Annotated in this window: 21 protein-coding genes; 14 read left to right on the forward strand and 7 right to left on the reverse strand. The window is 71.4% G+C overall.

Annotated features, from left to right (window positions below; genetic code table 11):
• Positions 1–248 precede the first annotated feature (248 nt).
• The 7 genes from ALI22I_RS29700 to ALI22I_RS29730 all read left to right on the forward strand — a co-directional run bounded on the left by ALI22I_RS29700 (position 249) and on the right by ALI22I_RS29730 (position 9543).
• Positions 249–1265 (forward strand): iron ABC transporter substrate-binding protein, encoded by a 1017-nt coding sequence (locus tag ALI22I_RS29700; protein WP_238598636.1) that lies wholly within the window; start codon positions 249–251, stop codon positions 1263–1265.
• An 8-nt stretch (positions 1266–1273) separates the two neighbouring features.
• A complete protein-coding gene (locus ALI22I_RS29705; protein ID WP_238598637.1) occupies positions 1274–2770 on the forward strand; it encodes an ABC transporter permease in 1497 nt (498 codons plus the stop codon).
• On the forward strand, positions 2767–3789 hold the full coding sequence (locus ALI22I_RS29710; RefSeq protein WP_077008850.1) for an ABC transporter ATP-binding protein: 1023 nt from the start codon (positions 2767–2769) through the stop codon (positions 3787–3789). The genes ALI22I_RS29705 and ALI22I_RS29710 overlap by 4 nt, the downstream gene beginning before the upstream one ends.
• Positions 3786–6203 (forward strand): non-ribosomal peptide synthetase, encoded by a 2418-nt coding sequence (locus tag ALI22I_RS29715; protein WP_077008851.1) that lies wholly within the window; start codon positions 3786–3788, stop codon positions 6201–6203. The genes ALI22I_RS29710 and ALI22I_RS29715 overlap by 4 nt, the downstream gene beginning before the upstream one ends.
• A gap of 114 nt (positions 6204–6317) precedes the next feature.
• Positions 6318–7223 carry an AAA family ATPase gene (locus tag ALI22I_RS29720; protein WP_143532503.1) on the forward strand — a complete coding sequence of 302 codons (906 nt, stop codon included), beginning with the start codon at positions 6318–6320 and terminating at the stop codon, positions 7221–7223.
• Between the two features lie 303 nt (positions 7224–7526).
• Positions 7527–8882, forward strand: a complete 1356-nt coding sequence (locus ALI22I_RS29725; protein WP_238598638.1) for a TrkH family potassium uptake protein — start codon at positions 7527–7529, stop codon at positions 8880–8882.
• Positions 8875–9543, forward strand: a complete 669-nt coding sequence (locus ALI22I_RS29730) for a potassium channel family protein (protein ID WP_238598639.1) — start codon at positions 8875–8877, stop codon at positions 9541–9543. The genes ALI22I_RS29725 and ALI22I_RS29730 overlap by 8 nt, the downstream gene beginning before the upstream one ends.
• Positions 9544–9839: 296 nt before the next feature.
• Here the strand turns inward: ALI22I_RS29730 and ALI22I_RS54005 are convergent, their stop codons facing one another.
• Entirely contained in the window at positions 9840–10025 is a 186-nt protein-coding gene (locus ALI22I_RS54005) for a hypothetical protein (RefSeq protein ID WP_083752112.1), read from the reverse strand.
• 41 nt (positions 10026–10066) lie between these two features.
• Between ALI22I_RS54005 and ALI22I_RS54010 the strand changes: the two genes are divergently transcribed.
• Together ALI22I_RS54010 and ALI22I_RS29740 are read left to right on the forward strand one after the other, a co-directional pair.
• Positions 10067–10366, forward strand: coding sequence for a hypothetical protein (locus tag ALI22I_RS54010; protein WP_083752113.1), 300 nt, complete (start codon positions 10067–10069; stop codon positions 10364–10366).
• 30 nt (positions 10367–10396) lie between these two features.
• A complete protein-coding gene (locus tag ALI22I_RS29740; RefSeq protein WP_238598640.1) occupies positions 10397–11188 on the forward strand; it encodes a CPBP family intramembrane glutamic endopeptidase in 792 nt (263 codons plus the stop codon).
• Positions 11189–11195: 7 nt separating this feature from the next.
• Here the strand turns inward: ALI22I_RS29740 and ALI22I_RS29745 are convergent, their stop codons facing one another.
• Positions 11196–12044 (reverse strand): ABC transporter permease, encoded by an 849-nt coding sequence (locus tag ALI22I_RS29745; protein ID WP_077008855.1) that lies wholly within the window; start codon positions 12042–12044, stop codon positions 11196–11198.
• A complete protein-coding gene (locus tag ALI22I_RS29750) occupies positions 12041–12937 on the reverse strand; it encodes an ABC transporter ATP-binding protein (protein WP_077008856.1) in 897 nt (298 codons plus the stop codon). The genes ALI22I_RS29745 and ALI22I_RS29750 overlap by 4 nt, the downstream gene beginning before the upstream one ends.
• Before the next feature lie 223 nt (positions 12938–13160).
• Here ALI22I_RS29750 and ALI22I_RS29755 point away from each other — a divergent pair, with 223 nt between their 5' ends.
• On the forward strand, positions 13161–13982 hold the full coding sequence (locus tag ALI22I_RS29755; protein WP_083752114.1) for a GbsR/MarR family transcriptional regulator: 822 nt from the start codon (positions 13161–13163) through the stop codon (positions 13980–13982).
• A gap of 9 nt (positions 13983–13991) precedes the next feature.
• Here ALI22I_RS29755 and ALI22I_RS29760 read toward each other — a convergent pair whose 3' ends face one another.
• Positions 13992–15434, reverse strand: coding sequence for a flavin monoamine oxidase family protein (locus ALI22I_RS29760; protein WP_083752115.1), 1443 nt, complete (start codon positions 15432–15434; stop codon positions 13992–13994).
• 176 nt (positions 15435–15610) lie between these two features.
• On the opposite strand from ALI22I_RS29760, the gene ALI22I_RS29765 reads away from it, so the two are divergent.
• On the forward strand, positions 15611–16018 hold the full coding sequence (locus tag ALI22I_RS29765) for an MmcQ/YjbR family DNA-binding protein (protein ID WP_077008858.1): 408 nt from the start codon (positions 15611–15613) through the stop codon (positions 16016–16018).
• A gap of 7 nt (positions 16019–16025) precedes the next feature.
• Here the strand turns inward: ALI22I_RS29765 and ALI22I_RS29770 are convergent, their stop codons facing one another.
• Complete coding sequence (locus ALI22I_RS29770; RefSeq protein ID WP_077008859.1) at positions 16026–16883, reverse strand: NAD-dependent epimerase/dehydratase family protein; 858 nt, start codon at positions 16881–16883, stop codon at positions 16026–16028.
• A gap of 151 nt (positions 16884–17034) precedes the next feature.
• Here ALI22I_RS29770 and trpB point away from each other — a divergent pair, with 151 nt between their 5' ends.
• Genes trpB through ALI22I_RS29785 form a run of 3 tightly spaced genes read left to right on the forward strand, consistent with a single transcriptional unit; the run spans position 17035 to position 19808 of the window.
• Positions 17035–18201, forward strand: a complete 1167-nt coding sequence (trpB, locus tag ALI22I_RS29775; protein ID WP_077009303.1) for a tryptophan synthase subunit beta — start codon at positions 17035–17037, stop codon at positions 18199–18201.
• The gene (gene trpA / locus ALI22I_RS29780; protein ID WP_077008860.1) at positions 18198–18992 is read left to right on the forward strand and encodes a tryptophan synthase subunit alpha; all 795 of its coding nucleotides are present in this window, start codon (positions 18198–18200) and stop codon (positions 18990–18992) included. Before trpB ends, trpA begins: the two co-directional genes overlap by 4 nt.
• A gap of 60 nt (positions 18993–19052) precedes the next feature.
• Positions 19053–19808, forward strand: a complete 756-nt coding sequence (locus ALI22I_RS29785) for a GntR family transcriptional regulator (protein ID WP_077009304.1) — start codon at positions 19053–19055, stop codon at positions 19806–19808.
• A gap of 22 nt (positions 19809–19830) precedes the next feature.
• Here ALI22I_RS29785 and ALI22I_RS29790 read toward each other — a convergent pair whose 3' ends face one another.
• Together ALI22I_RS29790 and ALI22I_RS29795 are read right to left on the reverse strand one after the other, a co-directional pair.
• Positions 19831–21573: a hypothetical protein gene (locus ALI22I_RS29790; RefSeq protein ID WP_077008861.1), complete on the reverse strand. Its 1743-nt coding sequence runs from the start codon at positions 21571–21573 to the stop codon at positions 19831–19833.
• Positions 21570–25139, reverse strand: coding sequence for a DUF5682 family protein (locus ALI22I_RS29795; RefSeq protein WP_077009305.1), 3570 nt, complete (start codon positions 25137–25139; stop codon positions 21570–21572). Before ALI22I_RS29795 ends, ALI22I_RS29790 begins: the two co-directional genes overlap by 4 nt.
• Positions 25140–25183 lie beyond the last annotated feature (44 nt).

Raw genomic sequence — 25183 nt, forward strand, 5'->3', positions numbered from 1 at the left:
GCCGAGGGAAAGCGAACGCCGTTCACCGGGCAGAGATCAGCGGCGGACGCTAGCACGCCTGGTGAGGGGCTCGTCCAGCACGAAATCGCGTCGATCCGGCGAACCGGCCGCGTCACGAGGGGCCCCGATCGGGTGATGTGTCCGGGGTCGCACCAGGCGTTATCTGCGCGGTCTTGTTTGCTATTTAGGTTAGCTTTACCTTGTCTCCGCCTGAGCCGCCTGGGGGGTGAGTTCTAGGAGGACCCGCAGTGAGCCGTCGCGCACGCGCTGTCGCGTTGATCATGGCTTTGCTGACCATTCCGGTCGTCGCGTGCGGCAGCACCGGCGGCAGTGACGCGCTGGTGATCTATTCCGGCCGCAACGAAGGACTCGTGGGCGGCGTGCTCGAACAGCTGGAGCAGGCCACCGGCGTGGACGTCGAAGTCCGCTACGGCAGCAGCGGCGAGATGGCGGCGCAGCTGCTGGAGGAGGGCGACGGCACCCAGGCCGACGTGTTCTTCTCGCAGGACGCGGGCGCGTTGGGCGCGGTCGCCGAACAGGGCAGGCTCGCCGAGCTGCCCTCCGACGTGCTCGACCTGGTGCCCGCCGAGTACCGGGCGGACGACGGCCGCTGGGTCGCGACCTCGGCCCGTGCCCGCGTGGTCGCCTACGACCCGCGCGTGGTCACCGAGGCCGAGCTGCCGCAGAGCCTGGACGACGTGGTCGATCCGAAGTGGAAGGGCCGGATCGGGTACGCGCCCACCAACGGGTCGTGGCAGGCGTTCGTCACGTCGGTGCGGGTGCTCAAGGGCGAGGAGTTCGCCAAGGACTGGCTGCGCCGGTTCGCCGCGAACGAGCCGAAGCGGTACGACAACAACATCGCGATCCTCAACGCGGTCAACGACGGCCAGCTGCCCGCCGGGCTGATCAACCACTACTACTGGTACGCCAAGGTCGCCGAGAACGGCGCCGACGCGGTCAAGGTGAAGCTGCACCACGTCTCCGGCGGTGACCCGCTCGGCCTGGTGAACGTGGCGGGCGCGGGCGTGATCGCGGGCTCCGACCGCAACGACGCCGCGGTGAAGGCGGTCCGGTTCCTGCTGTCCGAGCAGGCGCAGCGCTACTTCGCCGACGAGACCGCCGAGTACCCGGCCAACCCGGCGGTGAAGTCGAGCAAGCACCAGCTGCCGGCGTTGGCCGAGCTGAACGGGCCGGACATCGACCTGTCCAAGCTGTCCTCGCTCCAGCAGACGCTGGCCCTGTTGCAGGAAGCGGGGCTGTCCTGAGCGGTCCCTTGCGGGCCGCACCGACGAACACCGCACTCGCCCTGGTCGTCGCCGGGGTCGCCCTGACTCCCCTCGCCTACCTCGCGGTCCGCTCCTTCGACCGCGGTGTGGGTGAGGTCGGGCGGGTGCTGTGGCGTGCCCGCACCCTGGACCTGGCCGTGCGCAGCCTGGCGTTGGCGGGCGCGGTGACGGTGGCCTGCGTGGTGATCGGCGTGCTCGGCGCGTGGCTGGTCGTGCGCAGCGACCTGGTCGGACGGCGGGTGGCCGGCGTGCTGCTGGTGCTGCCGCTGGCCGTGCCGTCCTATGTGGCCGGGTTCACCTGGGTGGCGATGCTGCCCGAGCTGACCGGGTTCGCGGGCGCGTTCCTGGTGCTCACGCTGGTGTCGTTCCCGTACGTGCTGCTGCCCGTCGCCGCCGCCCTGCGCACGGCCGACCCGGCGGTGGAGGAGGTCGCGCGGTCTCTGGGGCGGACGAGCGCCCAGACGTTCTTCTCCGTGACGCTGCGCCAGATCCGGCCCGCGGCGACGGCCGGTGGGCTGTTGGTGGCGCTGTACGCGTTGAGCGATTTCGGCGCGGTATCGTTGATGCGCTACGAGGCGTTCACGCTCGGCATCTACACCAGCTACCGGGCCACGTTCGACCGCACGCCCGCCGCGATCCTGGGCTGCGTCCTGGTGGTGCTGGCGATCGCGTTGACGGTCGGTGAACGCCGGGCACGCGGTGCCGCCGCCGCGACGCGCGGTCCACGCCGGGCGGTCACCGTGCCGTTGGGTCGGGCCCGCGTTCCGGCGCTGCTGGGCACCGCCGCGCTGGTCGTGTTGTCGCTGGGCGTGCCGGTGTTCAGCCTCGGGTGGTGGCTGGCCGCGGGCCGGTCCACTGTGGGCGACGACCTGCTGACCACGACGTTGAACACGGTGTCGGTGTCGGCTCTGGGCGCGGCGCTCACCATCGTGCTGGCGTTGCCGGTCGGGGTGCTCACGGCCCGTCACCGTGGCGCGTTGGTGCGCGGCGTGGAGTTGGCCGGGTTCGCCGGTCACGCGTTGCCGGGCATCACGATCGGGCTGGCGCTGGTGTTCTTCGGCATCCGGTTCGCGCCCGGTCTCTACCAGACCACGCCGATGCTGGCGTTCGCCTACGCGGTGCTGTTCCTGCCGCTCGCGGTCGGCGCGGTGCGCACGGCCGTCGCGCACGCGCCACCGGTGCTCGAAGACGTGTCGCGGTCGTTGGGCAAGAGCCGGACGGTGACGCGGTTGCGGGTGACGGTGCCGCTGGCCGCGCCCGGCATCCTCGCCGGTGCCGCGCTGGTCTTCCTGACCTGCGCCAAGGAGTTGCCCGCGACCCTGCTGCTGCGGCCGACCGGTGTGGACACTCTCGCGACCGAACTGTGGATGAAGACCGAGATCGCGGCGTACGCCGCCGCGGCCCCGTACGCGGCTGTGCTGCTCGTGGTGGCGGCGATACCCGCCGTCGTGCTGGACCGGTTCCTGCGTGGAGGTGAACGATGAGCGATTTGCGAGTCAGCGGACTCGTCGCGGGCTACGGGCCCGCCCCCGTGCTGCGCGGCCTGGACCTCGCCGTGCCCGAAGGCGGCCTGCTCGCCGTGCTCGGGCCGTCCGGGTGCGGCAAGACCACGTTGCTGCGGGTGCTCGCGGGCTTCCACCCGGTGCGGTCCGGCGAGGTCCGGCTCGGTGAGCGGGTGCTGGCCGACCGGTCCACGCACGTGCCGCCGGAACGGCGCGGTATCGGCATCGTGCCCCAGGAGGGCGCGTTGTTCCCGCACCTGACCGTGGCGGGCAACGTCGGCTTCGGCCTGACCCGGGCCCAGCGGCGGGACGGCCGGGTGGATGAGCTGTTGGAGCTCGTCGGGTTGTCCGGGTACGGCAAGCGGATGCCCGCGCAGCTGTCCGGTGGGCAGCAGCAGCGGGTCGCGCTCGCGCGGGCGTTGGCGCCGAGGCCGGGCGTGGTGCTCATGGACGAGCCGTTCTCGTCCCTGGACGCCGGCCTGCGCGATGAGCTGCGGGCCGACGTCCGGACGGCGTTGCACGCGTTCGGGGCCACCGCGCTGTTGGTGACGCACGACCAGGAGGAGGCGCTGGGCGTCGCCGATCTGGTCGCGGTGATGCGTGACGGTCTGGTGGCGCAACTCGGTGCGCCGCAGCAGATCTACACGTCACCGGCCGATCTCGGGGTGGCGCTGTTCGTGGGCGAGGCGGTGACGTTCGACGGTTCGGCACGTGACGGCGTGGCGGAGACGCCATTGGGACGGCTGCCGGTCCGCGACACGGCGATCGGCAACGGCACGGTGTTGGTGCGGCCCGAACAGCTGCACCTCGGCACCGGCGGCGTCGCGGCCACCGTGGACGACGTGCTGTTCCACGGCCACGACGCGACCCTGCTGCTGCGCCTGCCCGACGGCACGCAGGTGCGGTCCCGCGTCCAGGGACCTCCGCCCGTGCGACGGGGTGACGCCACGGCGGTGCGCGTGTCCGGGTCGGCGCTGTTCTTCAACGGTCGCCCGTCATGACCGCCACCGCCGACCTCGGGTTCGCGGCCGGGCTCGCCGCGCACGGTGACCGCGTCGCCCTGGTGACGCCGGACGGCACGGCGATCAGCTACCGGGAACTGGACGACCGGGTGTCCACCGCCGTGGACCGGCTCGGGCCGGTGCGCCGGCTGGTGCTGCTCGCCGTGCGCAACGACGTCGACTCGCTCGTCACCTACCTGGCCGCGTTGCGCGGCGGACACCCGGTGCTGCTCACCGCGCCCGCGCAGGTGGCCGCGCTGTCGTCCGCCTACGACCCGGACGTCGTGGTCGACGGCCGGTGGACCGAGCACCGGACGGGCACCGCGCACGAGCTGCACCCGGACCTCGCGTTGCTGCTGTCCACCTCGGGCTCGACCGGGTCGCCGAAGCTGGTGCGGTTGTCGGCGGACAACCTGGCGGCCAACGCCGAGGCCATCGCCGAGTACCTGGACATCCGCCCCACGGACCGCGCGATCACGTCGTTGCCGATGCACTACTGCTACGGGCTGTCCGTGGTGAACAGCAACCTTCTGCGCGGCGCGGGGCTCGTGCTCACGGACCGGTCGGTGGTCGATCCGGCGTTCTGGACCACCGTGCGGGAGCACCGGGTGACCAGCCTGCACGGTGTGCCGCACACGTTCGACCTGCTCGACACCGTCGGCTTCGAGCGGATGGACCTGCCGAGCCTGCGGTACGTGACGCAGGCCGGCGGGCGGCTCGCACCCGAGTCGGTCCGCCGGTTCGCGCGGCTCGGCGAGGAACGCGGGTGGCGGCTGTTCGTCATGTACGGGCAGACCGAGGCGACGGCCCGGATGGCGTACCTGCCACCGGAACTGGCGCGCACCCACCCGTCCGCGATCGGCGTGCCCATCCCCGGTGGCGATTTCGACATCGCCGACGACGGTGAGCTGGTGTATCGCGGGCCCAACGTGATGCTCGGTTACGCGCACCGCGCCGCCGACCTCGCGCTCGGCCGCACGACGGGTGAGCTGCGGACCGGTGACCTGGCGCGGCGCACGCCCGAGGGCCTGTACGAGGTGATCGGCCGGAAGAACCGGTTCCTCAAGCTGTACGGGCTGCGGATCGATCTGGACCGGGTCGAGCGGGTGCTGGCCGAGGACGGGTTCGCGGCGGTGTGCGCGGGGACCGACGACGTGCTGGTGGTCGCGGTGCGGGGTGCGGTTCGGCGCGTGGATCAGCTCGTACGCGCCCGGTTCGGCCTGCCCAGAGCCGGCGTGCGGGTCGTACGGGTCCGTGAGTTCCCCCGGCTGCCGAACGGGAAGGTCGACTACGCGGCGGTGGCCGGGATCGCGCCGGATTCGACGGCCGGTGGCGGCTCGGTCAGGCAGGTGTTCGCTTCGGCGCTCGGGGTTTCGGACGTGCCGGACGACGCGACGTTCGTGGACCTCGGCGGTGACTCGTTGAGCTACGTCCAGACGTCGGTGGCGTTGGAACGGGTGCTCGGCCCGTTGCCGGAGAACTGGCCCACCACGCCTGTGGCGGAGCTGGAGAGGCGGCGTGCGCCGGTGTCGCGGACGCCGTCGGTCGAGACGAACATCGTGCTGCGGGCACTCGCGATCGTGCTGGTGGTCGGGTCGCACATCGAGTTCTTCGACATCACCGGCGGGGCGCACCTGCTGCTGGTGATCGCCGGGTGGAACTTCGCGCGGTTCGTGCTGCCCGCGCCCGCCCGGATGGTGCGCAGTGCGGCGCTGATCGCGGCGCCGGCCGTGCTGTGGCTCGCGTACCGGGTGGCGGTCACGGACGACGTGACGGTGGTGAACGTGCTGCTGGTGAACAACTTCGTCGGCACGGGCGCGATCGGCTACTGGTTCGTGGAAGTGGTGGTGCACGCGCTGGTGGCGTTCGCGATCCTGTTCGCGGTGCCGGCCGTGCGGCGGGTCGAACGCGCGCACGGGTTCGTCACCGCGCTGGTGTTCCTGGGTGCGGCTCTGCTGCTGCGCGTCGGTTTCGACGCGTCCAGTTCCTTCGCCGAACGCAACATGACCACGTTGGGCGCGCTGTGGTTCTTCGTGCTCGGCTGGCTGGTGCAGCGGGCGGAGACGCGGTGGCAGAAGGTGGTCGTGCTGGTTCTCGCGCTCGCACTGGTCCCCGGCACGTTCGACGACCGGGCACGGGAAGCGGTCGTGGTGGTGGGGCTGGTGCTGCTCGTCGTGGTGGCGCGGGTGTGGCTGCCCAAGGCGGCGGTGACGGCGGTGACGCTCGTGGCCAGCGCGTCGCTCTACATCTACCTGACGCACTACGCGGTGTTCCCGGCACTGCTCGGCCACCTGCCGCGCTCACTCGTCGTCGTGTCGAGCCTCGCGGCGGGCATCATCACGTGGCACGTAGTCCGCCGCTACCAACGAACCGTGGCCCGCTGGTACCGACGGACGTCCGCATACCGCTCGTGAGGTGTCACGGCCGGGGCTGCCGTCTTGTCTCAAGGGGTGCAGATTCCTCGGTCACCCGACTTCAGATCGCCGGAACGGGAAGGATCACTCCGGTCCGCCAACGATCGGAGTCCCGTGGTCGATCTTCCTGTGCACCCGTCGGCCGGTGAGCTGCTCGCCGACCTCGCCGACCTCTCTCGCCTCGCCGACCTGGCCGCGGCGCAGGGCGGGATCGCGGCGGAACTGTTGGCCCGGCTCGATGTGCGCGGTTTCGGCGCGGCCGAGCGGGTGGTGCTGGTGAGCGCGGCGTCGTTGGAGGCCGAACGGCTGGGTGACGTGGCGGTGCGTCCCGAGCACCTGGTGCTGGGTTGGGTGCGCGCGGCCGAGGAGAGCGGTGCCCGACCACCGGGCGCACCGGGGTTGGACGCCGTGCGCGAGGAGTTGCAGGCGTTGATGGCGGACCGGGCACACGCGCAGTACGAGCAGCTGCGGCCGATCCTGCGCCCGGACGCCGTGCGGCGGCCTCGGACGATCCTGCTCGCGGGTGTGCCGGGAACCGGCAAGAGCACGTTGGCCGAAGCCCTCGCCTGGCGGCTCACCGCGCCGGTGTTCTCCATGGACTGGCAACTGGGCGCGCTGGTGCCGTTCGGCGCCCTGCGGTCGGACAACACGCCGCACCTGGCGGAGGTGAACCTGACCGCGTCGGTGGCGCGGCAACTGCAACTCGGCCTCGACGTGATCGTGGACGCGACCGGGCACCGTCGGGAGACCCGGCGGCGGTGGCGATCGGTCACCGAGCGCCTGGGTGGCGTGTTCGTGGGCGTGGAGTGCGTGTGCTCGGACGAGTGGGTGCAGCGCGGTCGGGTCGAGGGCCGGGCACGCGGGATTCCGGGCTGGCACCCGACGGTGTCGTGGGAACACGTCCTGCGGATGAAGCAGCAGTGGGAGAGCTGGGACGACCCGCGCCTCGTGGTGGATTCCGCGATCGAGCCGCCCGAGGTCGGCTTGCGCCGGGTGCTGGACCACTACCGATCTTCGTAGTCACACACGCGCTTTCGGTGGGGCGGAGTCGACGGTGGGGGTCGCCGCAAGCGCCTCGCGCACGCCGTCGTGCTCGGGAAGGCCACCTCCGGTCGACGTCCGTGGGCCGCCGTCACCTAACCTGCGGCGGATACGCGCACCGTGAACCGGGACGTCGGGGTGCCGGCGTCTCGTCGCCGGCTTAAGGTGCTGCGGTGCTGATCGTCGGGGGTGGAGTGGGCGTGGAGTGCCGGCAGGTGCGGTACCGGGAGCGACCGGCTCGATGACGCCTCGCGCAGTGGTCGTCGCCGGGGGCGGGTGGGCGTGAGCACGACGCGTCCCCGGGTCACGGCGGGTGTCGGGCGTCCGGCACGGCTGATCGTGTTCGGGTTCGGCTGCGCGGTGCTGTTGGGCACGGTGTTGCTGATGCTGCCCATCGCGACCGAGAACGGCACGTCGCCGGGCGTGGTGACGGCGTTGTTCACCGCCACCTCGGCGGTGTGCGTGACCGGCATGGTCGTGGTGGACACCGCCACGCACTGGTCGACCTACGGCGAGGTGGTGATCCTCGTCCTGGTCCAGGCCGGTGGGCTGGGCATCATGACGCTGGCCTCGCTGCTCGGGCTGCTCGTCGCCCGCCGCATGGGGTTGCGCATGCAGTTGACCGCGCAGGCCGAGACCAAGACGCTCGGGTTGGGTGAGGTCCGCGGTGTCGTGCTGCGGGTCATCGCGATCAGTCTGGTGGTCGAGGCGGTGACCGCGATCGCGCTGAGCGCGCGGTTCGCCATCGGCTACGACATGCCGTTCGGACGGGCCGTGTACGAAGGGGTGTTCCACGGCGTCTCGGCGTTCAACAACTCGGGCTTCGCCCTCTACGCCACGAACATGGTCCCGTATGCCACCGATCCGTGGATCATCGTGCCGATCATGATCGCGATCATCATCGGCGGGCTCGGGTTCCCGGTGCTGTTCGAGATCGGCCGCCGGCTGCGCGGAAAGCTGCGCCGGTGGTCCCTGCACGCCCGCATCACCCTGCTCACCTACGCCGCGCTGACCGCGTTCGGCATCATCGCGCTCACCGCGATCGAGTGGTCCAACCCCGCCACCCTCGGCCCGCTGGGCGTGCCCGGCAAGCTGCTGGTCGGGGCGTTCCACGGGGTCAACCCGCGCAGCGCCGGGTTCAACTCCGTCGACGTCGCCCAGATGTCACCGGCGTCGCTGCTGGTCACGGACTTCCTGATGTTCGTCGGCGGCGGCAGCGCGAGCACCGCGGGCGGGATCAAGGTGACCACGTTCGCGCTGCTGGCGTTCGTCATCGTCGCCGAGATCCGCGGTGAGCCGAGCGTGCACGTGATGGGGCGGCGGCTGTCCGCCGAGGTGCAGCGCCAGGCCCTCACGGTGGCGCTGCTCGGCGTCGGCGCGGTCGCCACGTCGACGTTCGTCCTGCTGCTGATCACCGATTTCCCGTTGGACCTGGTGCTGTTCGAGGCCACTTCCGCGTTCGGCACGGTCGGCATGTCCACCGGCATCCCGGCCTCTTTCCCGGTCGGCGCACAGGTGGTACTGGTGGTGCTGATGTTCGTCGGACGGCTCGGCCCGATCACCCTGGGTGCCGCGCTCGCCCTGCGCGAGCGGGCGCGCCGCTACGAACTACCCGAGGAGCGACCGATCGTTGGCTGACACCACACCCCGCACCGCCCGTGTCGTGGTCATCGGCCTGGGCCGGTTCGGCGGGTCCCTGGCCCGGGAACTGATCGCGCACGGCTCGCAGGTGCTGGGCATCGACTCCAGGCCCGCGATCGTGCAGCGCTACGCGGACGACCTGACGCACACCGCCGTGGCGGACACGACCGACGAGACCGCCTTGCGCCAACTCGGCGTGCCCGACTACCAGCGCGCCGTCGTGGCCATCGGCACGGACCTGGAAGCCAGCATCCTGACCACGGCCCTGCTGGTCGACTTCGGCGTGCCGAACATCTGGGCCAAGGCCACCAGCCGCCAGCACGGCCGCATCCTCGAACGGATGGGCGCGCACCACGTCGTCCTGCCCGAGCACGACATGGGCGAACGCGTGGCCCACCTGGTCACCGGGCGGATGCTGGACTACATCGAGTTCGAGGACGACTACGCGATGGTCAAGACCGTCGCACCCGCACAAGCCGTCGGCGTCCCGTTGGGCCAGAGCAAGCTGCGCAGCCGCCACGGCGTCACAGTGGTAGCGATCAAACGCCCCGGCGCCGACTTCACCTACGCCGCCGCCGACACCATCGTCCAACCCGGCGACCTCCTCATCGTGGCAGGCCGCACCAACCAGGTGGAAGCCTTCGCCGCCCTCACCTGACTCCCACCGACGGCTACCCAACCCATTCCGAAACAACCCGGCGTGTCCAACCGTCAGGACACGCGTGTCCAACGCTCAGTACACGCGTGTCCAACGCTCAGAACCCCCGAGTTGAACGCTCAGAACACTCCGGGGCGACCAACGAGGTAGAACGTGAGGTGGCGTTGTGCCGCCTCGACCCCGCGTGTGACGGCCCGCCGGCGCCCGGCCCGCCTCGGTGAACGCCCCACCGTCGGCGCACTGATCGCCTCCATCCCGCTGTCCGCGAGCCTGGACGTGCTGCACCTCGGCCAGGTCTACGCCGTGGCGATCGCGTCCGCCGCGTTGTCGTCGCTCACGGAAGTCGCGGAGAGCGCCCTGGTGCCGCGCGTGGTGGCGGACGAGGACTTGGAGGCGGCGAACTCCCTGCTCTCGGTGAACTGGGAACTCGCGTACGTCGTCGGACCACCGACGGCCGGGCTCCTGGTGGGCGCGTTCGACACGAGTGCCGCCCTGCTCGTGGACGCGGCCAGGTTTCGCGGTGATGAGCGCGCTGGCCTTCAGCCTCCCCGCGCTGTCCGTGCAAGCGGACGTCGGCCCCTCCTGGTCCACCGAACGGTCGATGTTCCAGCGCGCCGTGCCCGACTCCGTGCGTGGCCAGGTGACCGGCGCGCGGACGGCGTTGTGCTCGCTGGGTTTCCCGCTCGGCAGCGCGGCGGGCGGGATGCTGCTGGCCGGGAGTCCTCTCTCGACCGCCGCGCTGCTGATCGCCGGGGCGCACCTGGTCGTGGCGGTGGTGCCACTGTTCGTATCGATCGCGCGCAGGATGGCGGTTTCTGGTTGACCTCGCCGCCGGCGCGGGTTATCCACGGTTGTGAGTGACGACCAGACCGAGCCGGTCCCCGTGGACGACCGGGTGACCCCACCGCCGTCCGATGCCGCCCCGGCGAGAGGACGGCGGGCAGGGCTGACGTTGATCGCCGTGTTCCTCGCCGCGCAGCTGGTGATGGTGGCCGCGTCGGTGGTGGTGTTGCTGGCGTTCGGCGGCTCCGATCCGGCGTTGCTGGAGGACGGTCTGCTGATCGCGTTGCTGGTCGTGCCGACCGCGTTGGGCGCGGTCGTGGCGGTGCTCGGCGTGGCCCGGCTGGGCGGCGGGCCGAAGGCCGGACGGGCGCGGCGCGAGCTGGCGATCCGTTGGAACGGCCGGGACATCGGCATCGGGTTGGCGTTGGGGGCGGGCGGGTTGGTGCTCACGCTGCCGGCGGCGGCGTTGTGGGCCGCCTGGGTGGGTGACGAGCAGGCCACCTCGGCGGTCGGTGACGTGTTCGCCGGGCGCGAGTTGGGCACGACGGCGGCCGTGGTCACGTTCCTCGCGGTGTGGTTGGTCGCGCCGCTCGGTGAGGAAGTGCTGTTCCGGGGCGTGTTGTGGCGCGCGTTGGAGAACTGGGGCCTGAACCGCTGGGTGGTGTTCGCGGTGACCAGCCTGGCGTTCTCCTTCGCGCACCTCGAACTGCTGCGCACACCCCTGCTGCTGGTGCTGTCGATCCCGATCGGACTGGCCCGGTTGTTCACCGGCAACCTGCTCGCCAGCGTCGTCGCCCACCAGGTGAACAACTTCCTGCCCGCCGTCGCCCTTCTCCTCGCCACGACGGGCGCGCTGCCGTGACCGTCACCTATCCGACCCGTTGGAGGGACTTCTCCCGGCGCTGGGCGACACTCGACCCCGACTCGCGGCGGGCCATCCGGCGCAGCACGATCGGCGCGAGGACCAGACCCAGGACCGCCCACGCGGTGAGCACGCCGACGGTTTCCAGGTGCCGCCACGACTCGCCGATCTCCACCGCCACCGCCGCGTCCGGCAGCAACGCCGAGCGCATGCCGAGGCCGAGCCAGTAGACCGGGAAGACCTGGGCGACCCACTGCAACCACACCGGCAGCGACGTGATCGGGTAGAAGACGCCGGAGATCGCGATCATGGCGAGGATCGGCAGGATCAGCAGCCCTTGGCCGCGTGCGCTGGAGAACGCCGAGCCCAGCACCGCGCCGATGGGCAGGGCGGCGACCATGCCGAGCGCCAGCACCCACGCCAGGGTCAGCCAGGAGTCGAGGCTGCCGGTCACCAGGCCGGACACGATGAACACGCCGGGGACCAGGAAGATGGCCAGGTCCACGATCAGGCCGCCGGCCACGGACACGATCTTGCCGACCAGGTAGCCGAGCATCCCGTTCGGTGTCGCCTTGGCGCGCAGCAGGGTGCCGTCCTCGCGTTCGGCGGTGAGCAGTTGGCTCATGGTGACCATCGCCATCGCGGCGTTCATGCCGAGGATGCTCGGCAACGCGAGGGTGCCGACGGAGAACCCGCTCTGCCCGAACGACACGTCACGCAGGAAGAACGTGACGATCAGCATCAGCACGGGCCAGAACGCGTGGTTCCACAGGTCCGCGCCGTTGGTGAGCGACTGCCGCAGCTCGATCAGGCCGCGCTTCCAGCCGGCGCGCAACGCGGTCGTGGTCGGGTTCACCGGGTCGCTCCTTCCAACTCGACCCGGCGCACCAGCGACAGGTAGGTGTCCTCCAGCGAGGCCCGCCGGACCTCCAGGTCGGTGATCTCGTCGCCGTACTGGCGGAAGAGGTCGTGGACGAACTTCGTGGACTCCTTGACCGCCCGCACGTGGTGCTGTCCGGCGTGGGTCCAGCGGACTTCGTCGTCGCCCGCGATCCGCTGCGCCAGTTCGTCGGCCGTGCCGTCGGCGACGATCCGGCCGCCGTCGAGGACGACGATGCGGTCGGCGAGTTTTTCGGCCTCGTCCAGGTCGTGGGTGGTGAGCAGGATCGTGGTCTGGTCCTGGCTCGCCAGCCGGTGCACGAGGTCGTGGAACTCGCGCCGGGCGACCGGGTCGAAGCCGGTGGTCGGCTCGTCGAGGAACAGCAACTCGGGACGGCCGACGATGCCGACCGCGACGTCCAGCCTGCGCCGCTGGCCGCCGGACAACGTCCTGATCTTCTTGTCCGCCTGGGCGGTGAGGCCGACGGCTGCGACCAGGTCGTCCGGGTCCCACGGTCGTACGACTTGTTCGGTGGCGTAGCAGGAGTAGTAGGTGCCGAGGTGCGCGAGGAGTTCGCGGACCCGCCACTTGCCGTGGTCACGCCAGGATTGCAGGACGACGCCGACGCGGGCGCGCCAGCGTTCGTCGGCGTGCGCCGGGTCGACGCCGAGCACCGAGACCCGGCCCGCCGACCGCATCCGGAAGCCTTCCAGGATCTCGATGGTCGTGGTCTTGCCCGCGCCGTTCGGGCCGAGCAGGGCCAGCACCTCGCCGTGCCGGGCCTGGAACGTGACGTCGTGCAGGACGTCGGTCGTGCCGTAGCGCATGCGCAGGCCTTCGACGTCGAGCACGACTTGCTCGCTCGTCATTCCTCCCCCTTCGTCTACTGATCTTCAGAAGGGAGCGAACGCTACGTTGCGTTTGAAATAGCGACAACGGACTGCCTCACCCTCTCCCACCTTTTACCTGGTAGAAGCTGGCCGATCATTGCAATGAACCTGCCGACGAACGCAATGTTCCGGGCCGGTTCGTTGCACTGTGCTGATCGTGAATGCACACTGGGCGGACCGACGAGCAGGAGGTGGACCGGCGATGCCGGGAGGCAGGCTGACCGACGAGGACCGCCGCGATATCGCGTCGGGTCTGACCGACGGCCTCGGGTACGCCGAGATCGCCAGGCGGCTGGACCGGCCGACGTCCACCATCACCCGCGAGGTGAGCCGCAACGGCGGCGCCCGCGACTACCGCGCCGACCGCGCCCACCAAGCCACCCTCCGACGCGCCCGCCGACGCCGGACCGCCACGCCGCACGAGCCCCCGGTCGCCGTCGGCGCGCCCGGACGTGACCCGGTCGCGGTACTCGCGTTCGCGGAGGAGTTCGCCGCGCTGATGGTCCGGATGGGACTGCCGCGCATGGCGGCCCGCGTGCTGGCGAGCCTGGTCACCACCGACTCCGGCGCCCTGACCGCCGCCGAACTGGTCGGCAGGCTGCGGGTCAGCCCCGCGTCGGTGTCCAAGGCCGTCGGCTACCTGGAAGGCCTGGAACTGGTCCGCCGCGAACGCGACGCCCGGCGACGGGAGCGGTACTTCATCGACGACGGGATGTGGCTGCGGACGTGGCTGACCAGTGCCCGGACGAACGCGATGCTGGCCGACACCGCCCAACGCGGCGTCGCCGTCTTCGACCCGGCCACACCCGCCGGTGCCCGCCTGGACCACATGCGCCGCTTCTTCGCGCAACTGAGCGACGACATGTCCGGCGCGGGCACGGCCACCGGCGACGTGGTGACCGTGCTCGACGCACTGGTCCGCGCCGTCACCCCCGACACCGCGAACCGGCTCGCCACCGAACTGGGCTGGCCACCGGACCGCGTCGCCGCCGCGCTCTTCGACGCCGGCCAACTCGTCCGATAGCCAGGTCGCTCAGTCCTTCCAGGGCATCTCGTCGCGCAGCCCCTCGTGGATCGCGTAGGCGTTCTTCACCGCCGCCTTGAGCGCGCCCTCCACCCACCGCCGGTGACGGCGGTCGCAGGCGTCGTTCGCGAACCAGACCCGGTTCACCGGTCGGATCACGTCCTCGTAGAACGCCTCGCTCATCTCGAACGCCCGGAACAGGGGGCCGATACCGCACGCGAACCAGTCGAGCGCCCAGTCCTTGTACACGCCGAACTCGAACGTGTCCCGCGCCTCCGGGTGGATCTTCACCAGATCCTCCAACGCCTGCGCCACGCTCTCCTCCCCCGCCAACGGCGTGTAAGGCATGCTGTCCTGCTCCCAGCAGTACGACGCGATCATCACACCCTTGCGGAACCGGGTGTCCTGCCCCGCCGGCGGGTAGACGATGTTGCGGATCGCCAGGTCGGTCACGGTGAGCCCGTGCGTGATGCCGTACGAGCTTTCCCACCACCGTTCGCTGAACTGCATGAACAGCTTGTGCGCCCGCCCGTAGTAGGTGTTGCGGATCGCGTACCACTTGTCCGGGTCGAGCCCTTGGACCTCCATGTGCCGCAGACTCGCGAACGGCACCGTCACGATGCACTCGTCCGCCGTGATCGTGTGCGTCTTGCGCCCGGCCCGGAAGTGGACTCGCACCTCGCTGTCCGTCTGGTCGACGGCGTGGACCTGCGCGCCGAGCCTGATGTCGTCCATCAGGAACGGCTCGAACGCCCTGGGCAGCGAATCCGCGCCGTCCACGATGTAGACCAGTTGACCGAACACGTCCTCGTAGTAGTGCGAGAACCACTCGACCAGCGAGAAGTGGTACCGGCCCTCCAGGTTGAACAACGGCCCGAGCATCGACAGGGCGCCGTCGCTCAGACCGCGCTCCTTGAGGTACCCGAGCAGTGTGTACCCGTCGTAGTCGGTCAGCAGTCGGTGCCACGCCTTCGCGTCATCCTCCTGCTCCATGATGTCCACGAGCGGCTGCACGGTGTGCCGCAGCAGGTCGTGCGGCGCTTTGTCGGCCTCACCGCGCGACAGGTCGAAGGTGAACTGGTCGGCGCTGAAATCCCGCCGCCGCACACCCTTTCCCTGGAGGTACACGAACGTGTCCTCGTCGTACATCGGAAATGGTTTCGTGGCGAGCTTGAACTTGTCCTCGATCAGCCACTGCACCAACGGGTGTTGGAGCGGGAACCGCATCGCGCCGAACTCGCCGTACATGTCACCGGCGAATCCCCGATAGGTGAGGATGCGCCCGCCCAATCGGTTCTGGCCTTCGAGGATCGTCACCTCGTGGCCCGCTTCCTTCAACAGCATGGCCGCGGTCAACCCGGCCATTCCGGCACCGACCACGACGATCCGCCGCCGTGGCGCGGCACTCTCCGGCAATCCTGCTCTGAGCAGATCGAGAACGTCCAGCGACATGAATCCGACCGTACTGGGCCGAAAACAGCCGGCCAACTCCCCGAAAGGGTTGTGTTCATTTTCATCCGCACGACTCGGAATACCCGACCAAAACGCAGAAGTGCGGTTCCACGGACAGCCGCGCTGCAGCCGAACGGGGTGGTGCGTCCCCCTGTCAGGTGTCGGATAATCCACGGATGGGCGAACCCGCTGAGGTACCGGACGAGATCGTGGAACGGCTGCGGGCGGTGTGCGGAGCGTTCCCCGAAGTCGTGGAGGAACGGGCCTGGCGGGGCACGCGGTGGCGGATTCGGCAGCGGGCCTTCGCGCACGTGCTGGAAGTCGAGGACGGCAACCCGCCGTCGTACGCCGCAGCGGCGAGGACGGACGGTCCGGCGAGCGTGTTGACGTTCCGCTCGGCGGGCCCGGAGTTGGCGGCGCTGAGCCACGCCGCCCACCCGTTCTTCAAGCCGGTGTGGGCGACCAACGTCGTGGGCGTGGTCCTGGACGACGACACGGACTGGGACGAGGTCGCCGAGCTGTTGACCGAGAGCTACCGCGTGTCCGCGCCGAGGAAGCTGGTCGAGCAGATGCGGCCCGTCTGAGCGCGGGTCACACCTGGTCCCGCCAGCTGTGCTGGGGTTCGTAGCCGAGCAGCCGGCGGGCTTTGTCGATCGACAGCAGCGTCTCGTTGCCCTCCAGCGGCCGGCGCAGCGGCACGTCGGGCAGCCGCTCGGCGACGAGGTCGGCGGTGGGCTTGGACATGACCGTGTCGGCGTTGGCGATGATGAACACCTCCAGCCCGACGCCGTCGCGCTCCAGGGCTCGGCGAACGGCCTGGGCGCCGTCACGGGCGTCGATGTACCCCCACAGGTTCCACGACCGCAGGCCGGGATCGGCGTCGAACGACGGGAACGCCGCGTAGTCGCCGGGCTCCATCACGTTGGAGAAGCGCAGCCCGGTCGCCTTGAGGTCGGGCTGCCAGCGGCAGAACTCGGCCGCCATGGTCTCCTCCAGGTGCTTGGCCAGGGCGTAGGAGGTCTCCGGCCGGGCCGGGTAGTCCTCGTCGACCGGCAGGTACGGCGGCGGGGTGTCGAACGGGAGGCCCAGCAGGGTCTCGCTGGACGCCCACACCACGTTGCGGATGCCGGCCTGCCTGGCGGCGGCGAACACGTTGTACGTGCTGGTGGTGTTGTTGTGGAAGATCGTGGCGTTGGTGGCGACGCCGGGTCCGGGGATCGCCGCCAGGTGCACGACCGCGTCGACGCCGGTGTAGCGGTCGTCGATCGCGGTGAACGCCTCGACCACCTGCCCGTAGTCGGTGAGGTCGACCCGGGTCGTCGGGGCGAGTGGCGCGGCCGGGACGACGCGGTCGACCACGACCACCTCCCAGCCGGTGGCGACGAGATCGGCCACGACCGCGCGGCCGAGCTTGCCGCTCCCTCCGGTGACGACGACACGCGATGGCATGCGACTCCTCGATGTGCTCGCACAAGGGCGCGGTGGCGCCCTTCGACGGTGTGCCCGCACAGACTGCCGGCAATCGTGCCGCTTGCCAGCCCGGGCGATGAGTTCTAGAGTTCTAGAAGTGTCAGTCGAAGAGGTCGTCAGCACCGGCGCGATGCGCGCACCCGACGCCGCCGGTCGATTCGGGAGGTTCGGCGGGCGATACCTGCCGGAAGCACTCATGCCCGCCGTACAGGCGGTGGAGGCGGCGTTCCGCGAGGCGTGGGCCGATGCCGCGTTCATGACGGAGTACCGGCGACTGCTCGCCACCTACGTGGGCAGGCCGACGCCGTTGACGGAGTGCGCGCGGCTGTCCGAGGCGTTGGGCGTGCGCGTCCTGCTCAAACGGGAAGACCTCGCGCACACCGGATCACACAAGATCAACAACGTGCTGGGTCAGGCGCTGCTCGCCAAGCGCATGGGCAAGCGCAAGCTGATCGCCGAGACCGGCGCCGGGCAGCACGGCGTGGCCACCGCGACCGCCGCCGCGCTGCTCGACCTGTCCTGCACCGTCTACATGGGGCAGACCGACGTCCGCCGGCAGGAGATGAACGTCTTCCGGATGGACCTGCTCGGCGCCGAGGTCGTGCCCGTCACGTCGGCGAACGGCATCGGCACGTTGAAGGAGGCGACCAACGCCGCGCTGCGCGCCTGGGTGAACGAGACCGAGGACGCGCACTACTGCGTGGGTTCGGTCATGGGCCCGCACCCCTACCCGTGGATGGTGCGCGAGTTCCAGCGCGTCATCGGCGAGGAAGCCCGCGCCCAGTGCGCGGACCGGCTGTCCACCGCCGTGCCGGACGTCGTGGTGGCCTGCATCGGCGGCGGGTCGAACGCGGCGGGCACGTTCGCCGGGTTCGTGGACACCCCGGCCCGACTGGTCGGCGTCGAGGCGGCCGGCGGCAGCGCGGTGGAGAAGGGCAAGCTCGGCGTCCTGCACGGGTTCATGTCGCACTTCCTCCAGGACGACGACAGCCAGATCCTCGAAGCGGAGTCGATCTCGGCGGGCCTGGACTACCCGGGCATCGGCCCGGAACACGTGCACCTGGCCGAAACCGGGCGCGTGCAGTACACCAGCGTCACCGACGACCAGGCCGTGCGGGCGTTGACGCTGGTGACCAGGACCGAGGGCATCCTGCCCGCGCTCGAATCGGCGCACGCCCTGGCGTGGGTGGTCGACGCCGCCGCGACCGGCGAGCTGGCCGCCGGCTCCACGGTGCTGGTCACGTTGTCCGGCCGCGGCGACAAGGACATCCAGCAGATCAGGGAGCACCTCCGATGACCGTGTTGGAACACCACCTGCGGACCGCCCGCGCCGACGGGCGCCGGCTGCTGATCCCGTACGTGATGGCGGGTGTCGTGCCGGACTGGTTGGACCTGGTCCGGGGCGCGGCGGAGGCCGGTGCGGACGCGGTCGAGATCGGGTTGCCGTTCTCCGACCCGATGCTGGACGGACCGACCGTGCAGCAGGCCGCCGCCCTCGCGACCCGCCGCGGCGGACGGCCGAGGCCGCTGCTCGACGAGCTGGCCGGGCTGGACCTCGACGTGCCGCTGGTCGTCATGACGTATGCGAACGTGGCGCTGACGTTGACGCCCTCGCACGGGGTGGGCGGATTCCTCGACCACCTGGCGGCGGTGGGCGTGCAGGGCGTGATCGTGCCGGACCTGCCGTTGGAGGAATCGTCGGAGTACCTGGCGCGTGCGGCGGAGGCGTCGGTCGCCGCGGTGCTGCTGGCCGCGCCCGCGTGCGGTGACGACCGGTGCCGTGAGATCGCGCGGGCGTCGTCCGGGTTCGTGTACTGCATGAGTTCGATGCGCACCACCGGCGAACGCAACGCCCTCGCCACCACCGCCCGCGAGAACGCCCGGCGGCTCAAGGGCATGACCGAGCTGCCCGTGGTGACCGGTTTCGGCATCTCCACGGTGGAGCACGCGGTGGAGGCCTGTGTGGACGCCGACGGTGTCGTGGTCGGCTCGGCGTTCATGCGGATGCTGGTCGACGGCGCGCCGGTCGCCGAGGTCGTGGACGCGGTGGCCGCGTTCCGCCGGGCGCTATCCTCGGTCGGAGGTTGAGAGTCTGGAGTTTCCCTGGTGGACGACGGGCGGCGCACTGGCCGTGAGTACGAGACGCGCGTGCCCAAGTACCTCGCGATCTACCGGGTGCTGGCCGATCGGATCGCCGACGGGCGTTACCCCGCGGACGCGCCGTTGCCCGCGCAGCGGGAGTTGGTCGAGGAGTTCGACGTCTCGCTGATGACCGTGCGCCAGGCGATCGGGGCGCTGGAGGCGGACGGGCTGCTGGAGACCCGGCACGGGGTGGGCACGTTCGTGCGGCGACCCGCGTTCTCGTACGGCCTCACCGGGTTGCGGAGCCTGTCGCAGGACCTGGTCGAGCAGGGCATCGAGCTGGAGACCGAGGTGCTGGACGCGGCGCTCGTCGTGCCGCCGGCGGACGTGAGCGCACGGCTGGGCGTTCCGGCGGGCAGTCGGGTGCTCGCGGTCGAGAGGTTGCGCAGCACCCGCACCACCGGCGCGCCCGTTCCGCTGCTGCTGCAGACGTCGTACCTGCCGGAGGCGATCGGGTCGCGGATCGGCGCGGAACCCCTGCGCCACCAGTCCCTCTACCGCCTCCTCGACGACCTGGGCACGCCGGTGCGGCAGGCCAGCGAGACCATCCAGGCGGTCGCGCTGACCGCCGAGCAGGCCAGGACGCTCCAGCGCGACCCCGGTTCGCCCGCCCTGCTGAGCTGCCGGCTGAGCCGCGGCGAGAACGGCACCCCCCTGGTGGACGACCGTGCGCTGCTGGTCGGCGACAACACCGTCATCACCGCCGAACGCGCCGCGACCGGCACCAACCTGGCCTACGAACACGTCACCGCCCCGCGCTGAGCGGTCTCGGGCGTCGCGGTGGTCACTTACCACCCACCGCCTCCAGCCACGCCCGACGGGCGGTGGCGCGGGTGAACTCGCGGACGTGCAGGCCGGCGCGTAGCCAGGCGAACGGGAAGTCGTCGCCGACGTCGGGCACGATCCGGCCGAACGCGTCGCGGCCGCGGTCGCGTGAGGCGTGGGCCAGGTCGGCCAACAGGCCGGCGGTGGCGGCGAGTCCGGTGCGGGTCAGGGTGGCGACGTCGCGTTCGGCCGACGCGACCGCCGCCACGGCGCGTCCGCCCAGCGCCACCCGGTGCAGCACGTTTTCCAGCGGACGCACCGGGCGTGGGACGCGGTCGGACGGTTCGGGGCGGGGTGGGAGTTCTCTCGTGGCGTCTCCGGCGACGTGGGAGCGTTGGAGTCGGTCTAGGCCCAGGTCGACGTGGTGCCGGAGTTCGGCGGGCAGGTCCAGGTCGCCGGACACCGCCAGGGCTACGGCCGTGCCGGGGCGGCCGGGCAGCAGGCGGGCGACGACACGCAGCCGCAGTCCGGCGGCGCCCGCGAGAACGCGCAGGTTCCCCCTCGCCCACTCGCCCTCGCCGACGAGGTCTACCTGGGTCTTCTCGGTGGCCAGTCGCAATGCGTCGCCCGCAGCGCCGAGCACGGTGCCGTCCAGGAACAGCAGGTCCGCGCCTGCCGGGCGGTAGCCCTCGGCGCGAGTGTCGGCGTGGAAGGCGCGCAACACCTGGTCGGGCAACGGTTGCGCCCACAGATCGGTGAGCGGCGGGTCGTTCCAGGACGCGGCGGACGCGGCCACCGCTCGGACGCTTTTGCCTGCTCCGAGCCGGTGATCGGGCGACGCCGTGCCACCGGACAGGAGCAGGCCGCCGCGCCCCGACTCGCGCTGGCTGAGCCCGGACTCGCCGACCGCCACCGGCCCGCTCGCGGCGGCAGTGACCCGTTCGGCACCACCCGGCATGATCGCGGGGACGGTCCACAGCACACCGTTGTCGTCGACGAGGTGCGTGACGACGCCGGCGTACCCGGAGGTGCTGATGACCGCCTCGGTGCACAGGCCGTACAGGCGGAGAGCGCCGATCGGCCGGTACTCGCGCCGGGCGGTGCCGCGCAGTTCGGCCTGCCCGGCGCCGGTGCGGAGGTCGTGGCACAGGAGCATCAGGTCGACCCGTTCGGCGGTGAGCAGTTCGCGGTCGAACGACGAGTCGCCGGCACGTGCGGCGGCGAGGGCGGTGGCGATGCGCAGACCGTTCGCGGCGGCCCGGTGCAGGCCGACGACGCGTGCCGAGTGGACGGCGCGCAGCAGTTCGGCCCGGACCACGGCACCACTGCCGGTGGCACCCGCTCGAAGCACGGTCGCGCAAGCCTCCCAGAGGGCGGTCGCGGCCGCGCGTTCACCACTCGACGTGGTCTCGGCATCGGGCACGACCTCGACGGTGACGGGAGCGGCGGCCTCGGGAGCGGCGGCCTCGGGAGCGTCAGCGGCGGCGATGTCGGCCGCGGCGACGGCTATACCCCGGTGCAGGCACTTCGGTGCGAGCAGGCAGCTGCACACCAGATCGTCGGCGGTCGTCAGCACGCCTTGGCTCAGCGTCCACGTCAACGCCGTCTCCGAGTCCAGCGTGGCGTGGGCTGTGTCGGCATCAGCGGTCACCGTCCACTCGGCCACGCGCACCAACGACGCGTCGATCCGCTTCCGCAGCCGGGGCGGCAAGGCGTCGAGCACGTCCGCCACCACTGCCGGAGCCACCGGGGGCACGGTCATCCGCGCACCTTCTCCCCCACCCACCGCGCCAACTCCTGCGGGCTCAACGCGGCGACCGGCATCCCGGCCGCGACCAGCGCGCCCGCTACCGACGTGGAGTAGCGGGCGACGCCGCGGTCGTCGAGGCTCGCGCACCCGAGCACCATCACGCCTGAGGCGACCAGTTCCCGGACCTGCCCGACGAGCGGCCCGACCGGACCGCCCTCCTCGAAATCGCTGACCAACACCACCATCGTCCTCTCCGGGACGGTCACCAGGGAACGGGCGTGCCGCAACGCGCCCGCGATGTGCGTGCCGCCGCCGACCCGCACCTCCAGCAGCAACGACAACGGGTCGGCCACCCGCTCGGTCAGGTCCACGACCTCCGTCGAGAACGCCAGGAAGTGCGTCGACAACGCGGGCACCCCGGCGAACACCGACGCGGTCAGCGCCGACCACACCGTGGACGCCTCCATCGACCCGGACACGTCCACCACCAGCACCAACCGCCAGTCGCTCGCCCGTCGCCCGCGCGTGCGGAACACCGGGCGTTCCGGCACGACCACGACCCGCCCGTCGGCGTCACGGCGCGCGGTGGCGAGGTTGGCGCGCAAGGTGCGCGGCAGATCCAGCCGACCACCCGGCCGACGGGTCGGCATCGGCAACTGCATCCCGGTCAACGCCGGCCTGATCCGGTTGGCCAGCTGCGCGGTCAACTCCCGCACCAGCCGCGCCACCAAGGGCCGCAACCGCACCAGCGCCGACTCCGACAACCCACCGGCCAACGACAGGACATTGCGCAGCAACTCCACCGACGGCCGCACCGAGCCGGGATCGATCTCCAGCGCCGCCTCCAGCCGCCCACCTTCCGCCGCCGCGGCCAAGACTTCCTCCCGGACGTGGTCCCCGAACAGTTCCCGCAGCTCCTCGGACCACTCCCGCACGTCGGGGAACGGGCTGGCACGGTCGGCCCCGAGGTCACCGCGATGAGCACCCTCACCGCGATCACGCCCGTACAGCTCGTCCAACGCGGCGGCATAACGCGCCGCACCCGCCGGCCTTTCACCACTCGCCCCCAGCACCAGCCGCCATCGTGTTGATGGCCGCTGCTCTGTGTTTGATTGCGCCGCCTCCGGCGTCGCGGGCTCGGTCGCCTGGCTGTAATCGACTCGACGCTCCGCGTCAGGGCAGGCCGCTCGTGCCTCATTTTCCGACGATCGAAGAGCGTGATCGCCGGAAAATGAGGCACGAACGACCGACGCGACCTCGCGCGGCGGCTGGCTTTGGGTCGGCGCACCGTAGGCGAGGCGAGAGTCCGCCGGTTCTGCGGCCGGTTCCGGCACCTGTTGGCGGCGTTCGGTGAGCAAACTGTGGGCGCGTAGGGCGTCCATGGCGGACTGCTCGGCGTCCAACCACATCGCCAGCAGCTCCGGATCTGGCGTGCCGGGGCCGTCCACGCGTTCGCCCGTGCGCTGTTCCACCACTGCCAGCACCCGTGCTCGGGCGGCCGGGCCGATCGACGTGAACGCCCCGCGCAACGCGGGCAGGCGGTCGAGGAAATCCCGGTCCGCCAAGCCTTCCACCCGGTCCAGCAACGGCGTCAGCGCTTCGGGTGTCTCCAGCAACGGCCCCGCCGCCGCGAGCACCCCGGTCAGGCCACGCCGCAGCACGTCCCTCCGCTCAGGGGTACCGGCACCGTCCACCCACGACGCCACCCGCTCCCCCAACACCGAAGGCGCCACCAACCCGAGCAGGACCCGCGCAGCCCCGGCAGCTCCGGCGATCAGCGGCGCACCCTCGTCGGCCAGCCGCCGCAGGCAGGCCTCAAGCCGCAGTCCGTGCACGTCGTGCCGCTGGCCGAGTTCCACCAATGCCCGCGCGTCCGCAACGTCGTCGGACCCGGCGAGCCCGGCCAACTGCGCCACCGCCGCCGTCTCCAGGTCCCGCGCCAGCAACGGGTGCCGGTCCAGGACGTCACCGGGCGTTCCGGGCAGGTGACCGGCGCGCAGCCGGTCGAGCAGGTCCAACGCCTCCAACAACTCCCGCAACGTCCCGGCCGACGGCAACACGGTCGCCGCGTCGGCCAACAACGTGTCCACCGACTCCGGCAACCCGCACAAAGCCGCGTCGACGAGATCCGCCAACACCACCCCGGGCGTGTGCCCGCCCCGCTGCTCACGTTCGGCGCGACGGGCCCGCAACCGTCCGGACGCGGCCAGTTCCAGCGTCGCGCCCCACATCCCGGCCACCGGCAGGGTGGCGGCCGTCGCCGGGGTCCACGCCGCCGTCCACCGGGTGGTGAGCGCGTCACCGCCGCCGACACCGGTGGTCTCCGTCTCCTCGGCGTACGTCACCCCGAGCACGGTCAACCGCCGCAACGCCACCTCACGCCGCGCGTCCAGCGCCGACCGCAACGGGTCCAGCCGCAGCGACACCGGCTCCCGAGAGTCGGGACCGGGCAGCCGCAGGGAGGCGAGCAACGCCTCCACCGCCGGCGCCAGCCCCGACCGGGGCGTGCCGGGCGCGAGCACCCCGGTGCGGTGCCCCACCAACACGTCCCCGGCGGCCCGCGCCACCACCCGCCCACGGCCCAGCGGTTCGGCCTGCGTCAGCACGGTCTGCACCGCCTCCACCACCTCGCCCCGGCCGGGTGCGGGCAAGCCGCGCAGCCGTGCCAGGTCGACGGCCAGCCGCAACGCCTCCCGCGCCTCACCCGGACCGGCCGGGTGGCCGAGTTCCCGGACCCGCACGCAGATCCGCACGATCACCGACGCGGCGGCAGCCTCCACCGCCTCCGGATCGCCCGCCGCCGCCAACACCGCCTGCTGCCACTCGGGATCGCGAATGCCCGCCGGATAACCGGAACGCTCGTCCAGCAACGCGAACCCGTACGGCACCAACGACGTGACGACCTCGGTCGCACCAGGCGTCGAGTCGTCCGTCGGCCCCTCCAGCAACGCCGCCGCGTGGAACGACCCGACCACCGCCGCGCACCGACGCCCGTCCACACCCAGAACCGCACGCCGCATCCACGCCTCCCGACGCAGGTCGAACGGGTCCACCCCGGTGCCCTCGGCGTCCCGGCGCAACGCCCACCCGACCAGCAACGCCGCCCGCCGCACCGCTTCAGCGGTCTGACCGGGTGCAGCTGCCTCCACCAGCCGGTCCCACAGGTCATCACCGTCACGGCCGGTGGTCGCCCGGCGCAACGCGTCCGTCAGCGGTGACGCGCCCTGCCGTTCGCCCCGGTGCCCGTCACCGCGCAAGGCGAGCGGCAGGTCACACGGCCGGACCTCCACGCCGTTCCGGTACGCCCAGCGGATCGCGGCCAACTCGGGCGAGAAGTCCGCGAACGGGTAGAACGCCAGGTCACCGTCCGGCGAGGCACCGGACAGCGCAACCGGCGCCACCAGGTCGGGATCAGCCAGAAACGGCAGCCACCGCCCCAACTCCTCGGGCAACTCGACCAGCACCACCTCAGGCGCGAACGCCTCCAACAGGCCGGGAACCACCGCCGCCAGCGCAGGCGAGTGATGCCGCACCCCGATGAGATACGGGACGTCGTGTTCGGCCAGCCGATCAACCACCTCCCGACTGGCCACCTCCCCGCCAGCCACGGCTCGGTCAGTCA

Source organism: Saccharothrix sp. ALI-22-I (assembly GCF_001984175.1).
In the GTDB taxonomy this organism is placed as follows: Bacteria; Actinomycetota; Actinomycetes; order Mycobacteriales; family Pseudonocardiaceae; genus Actinosynnema.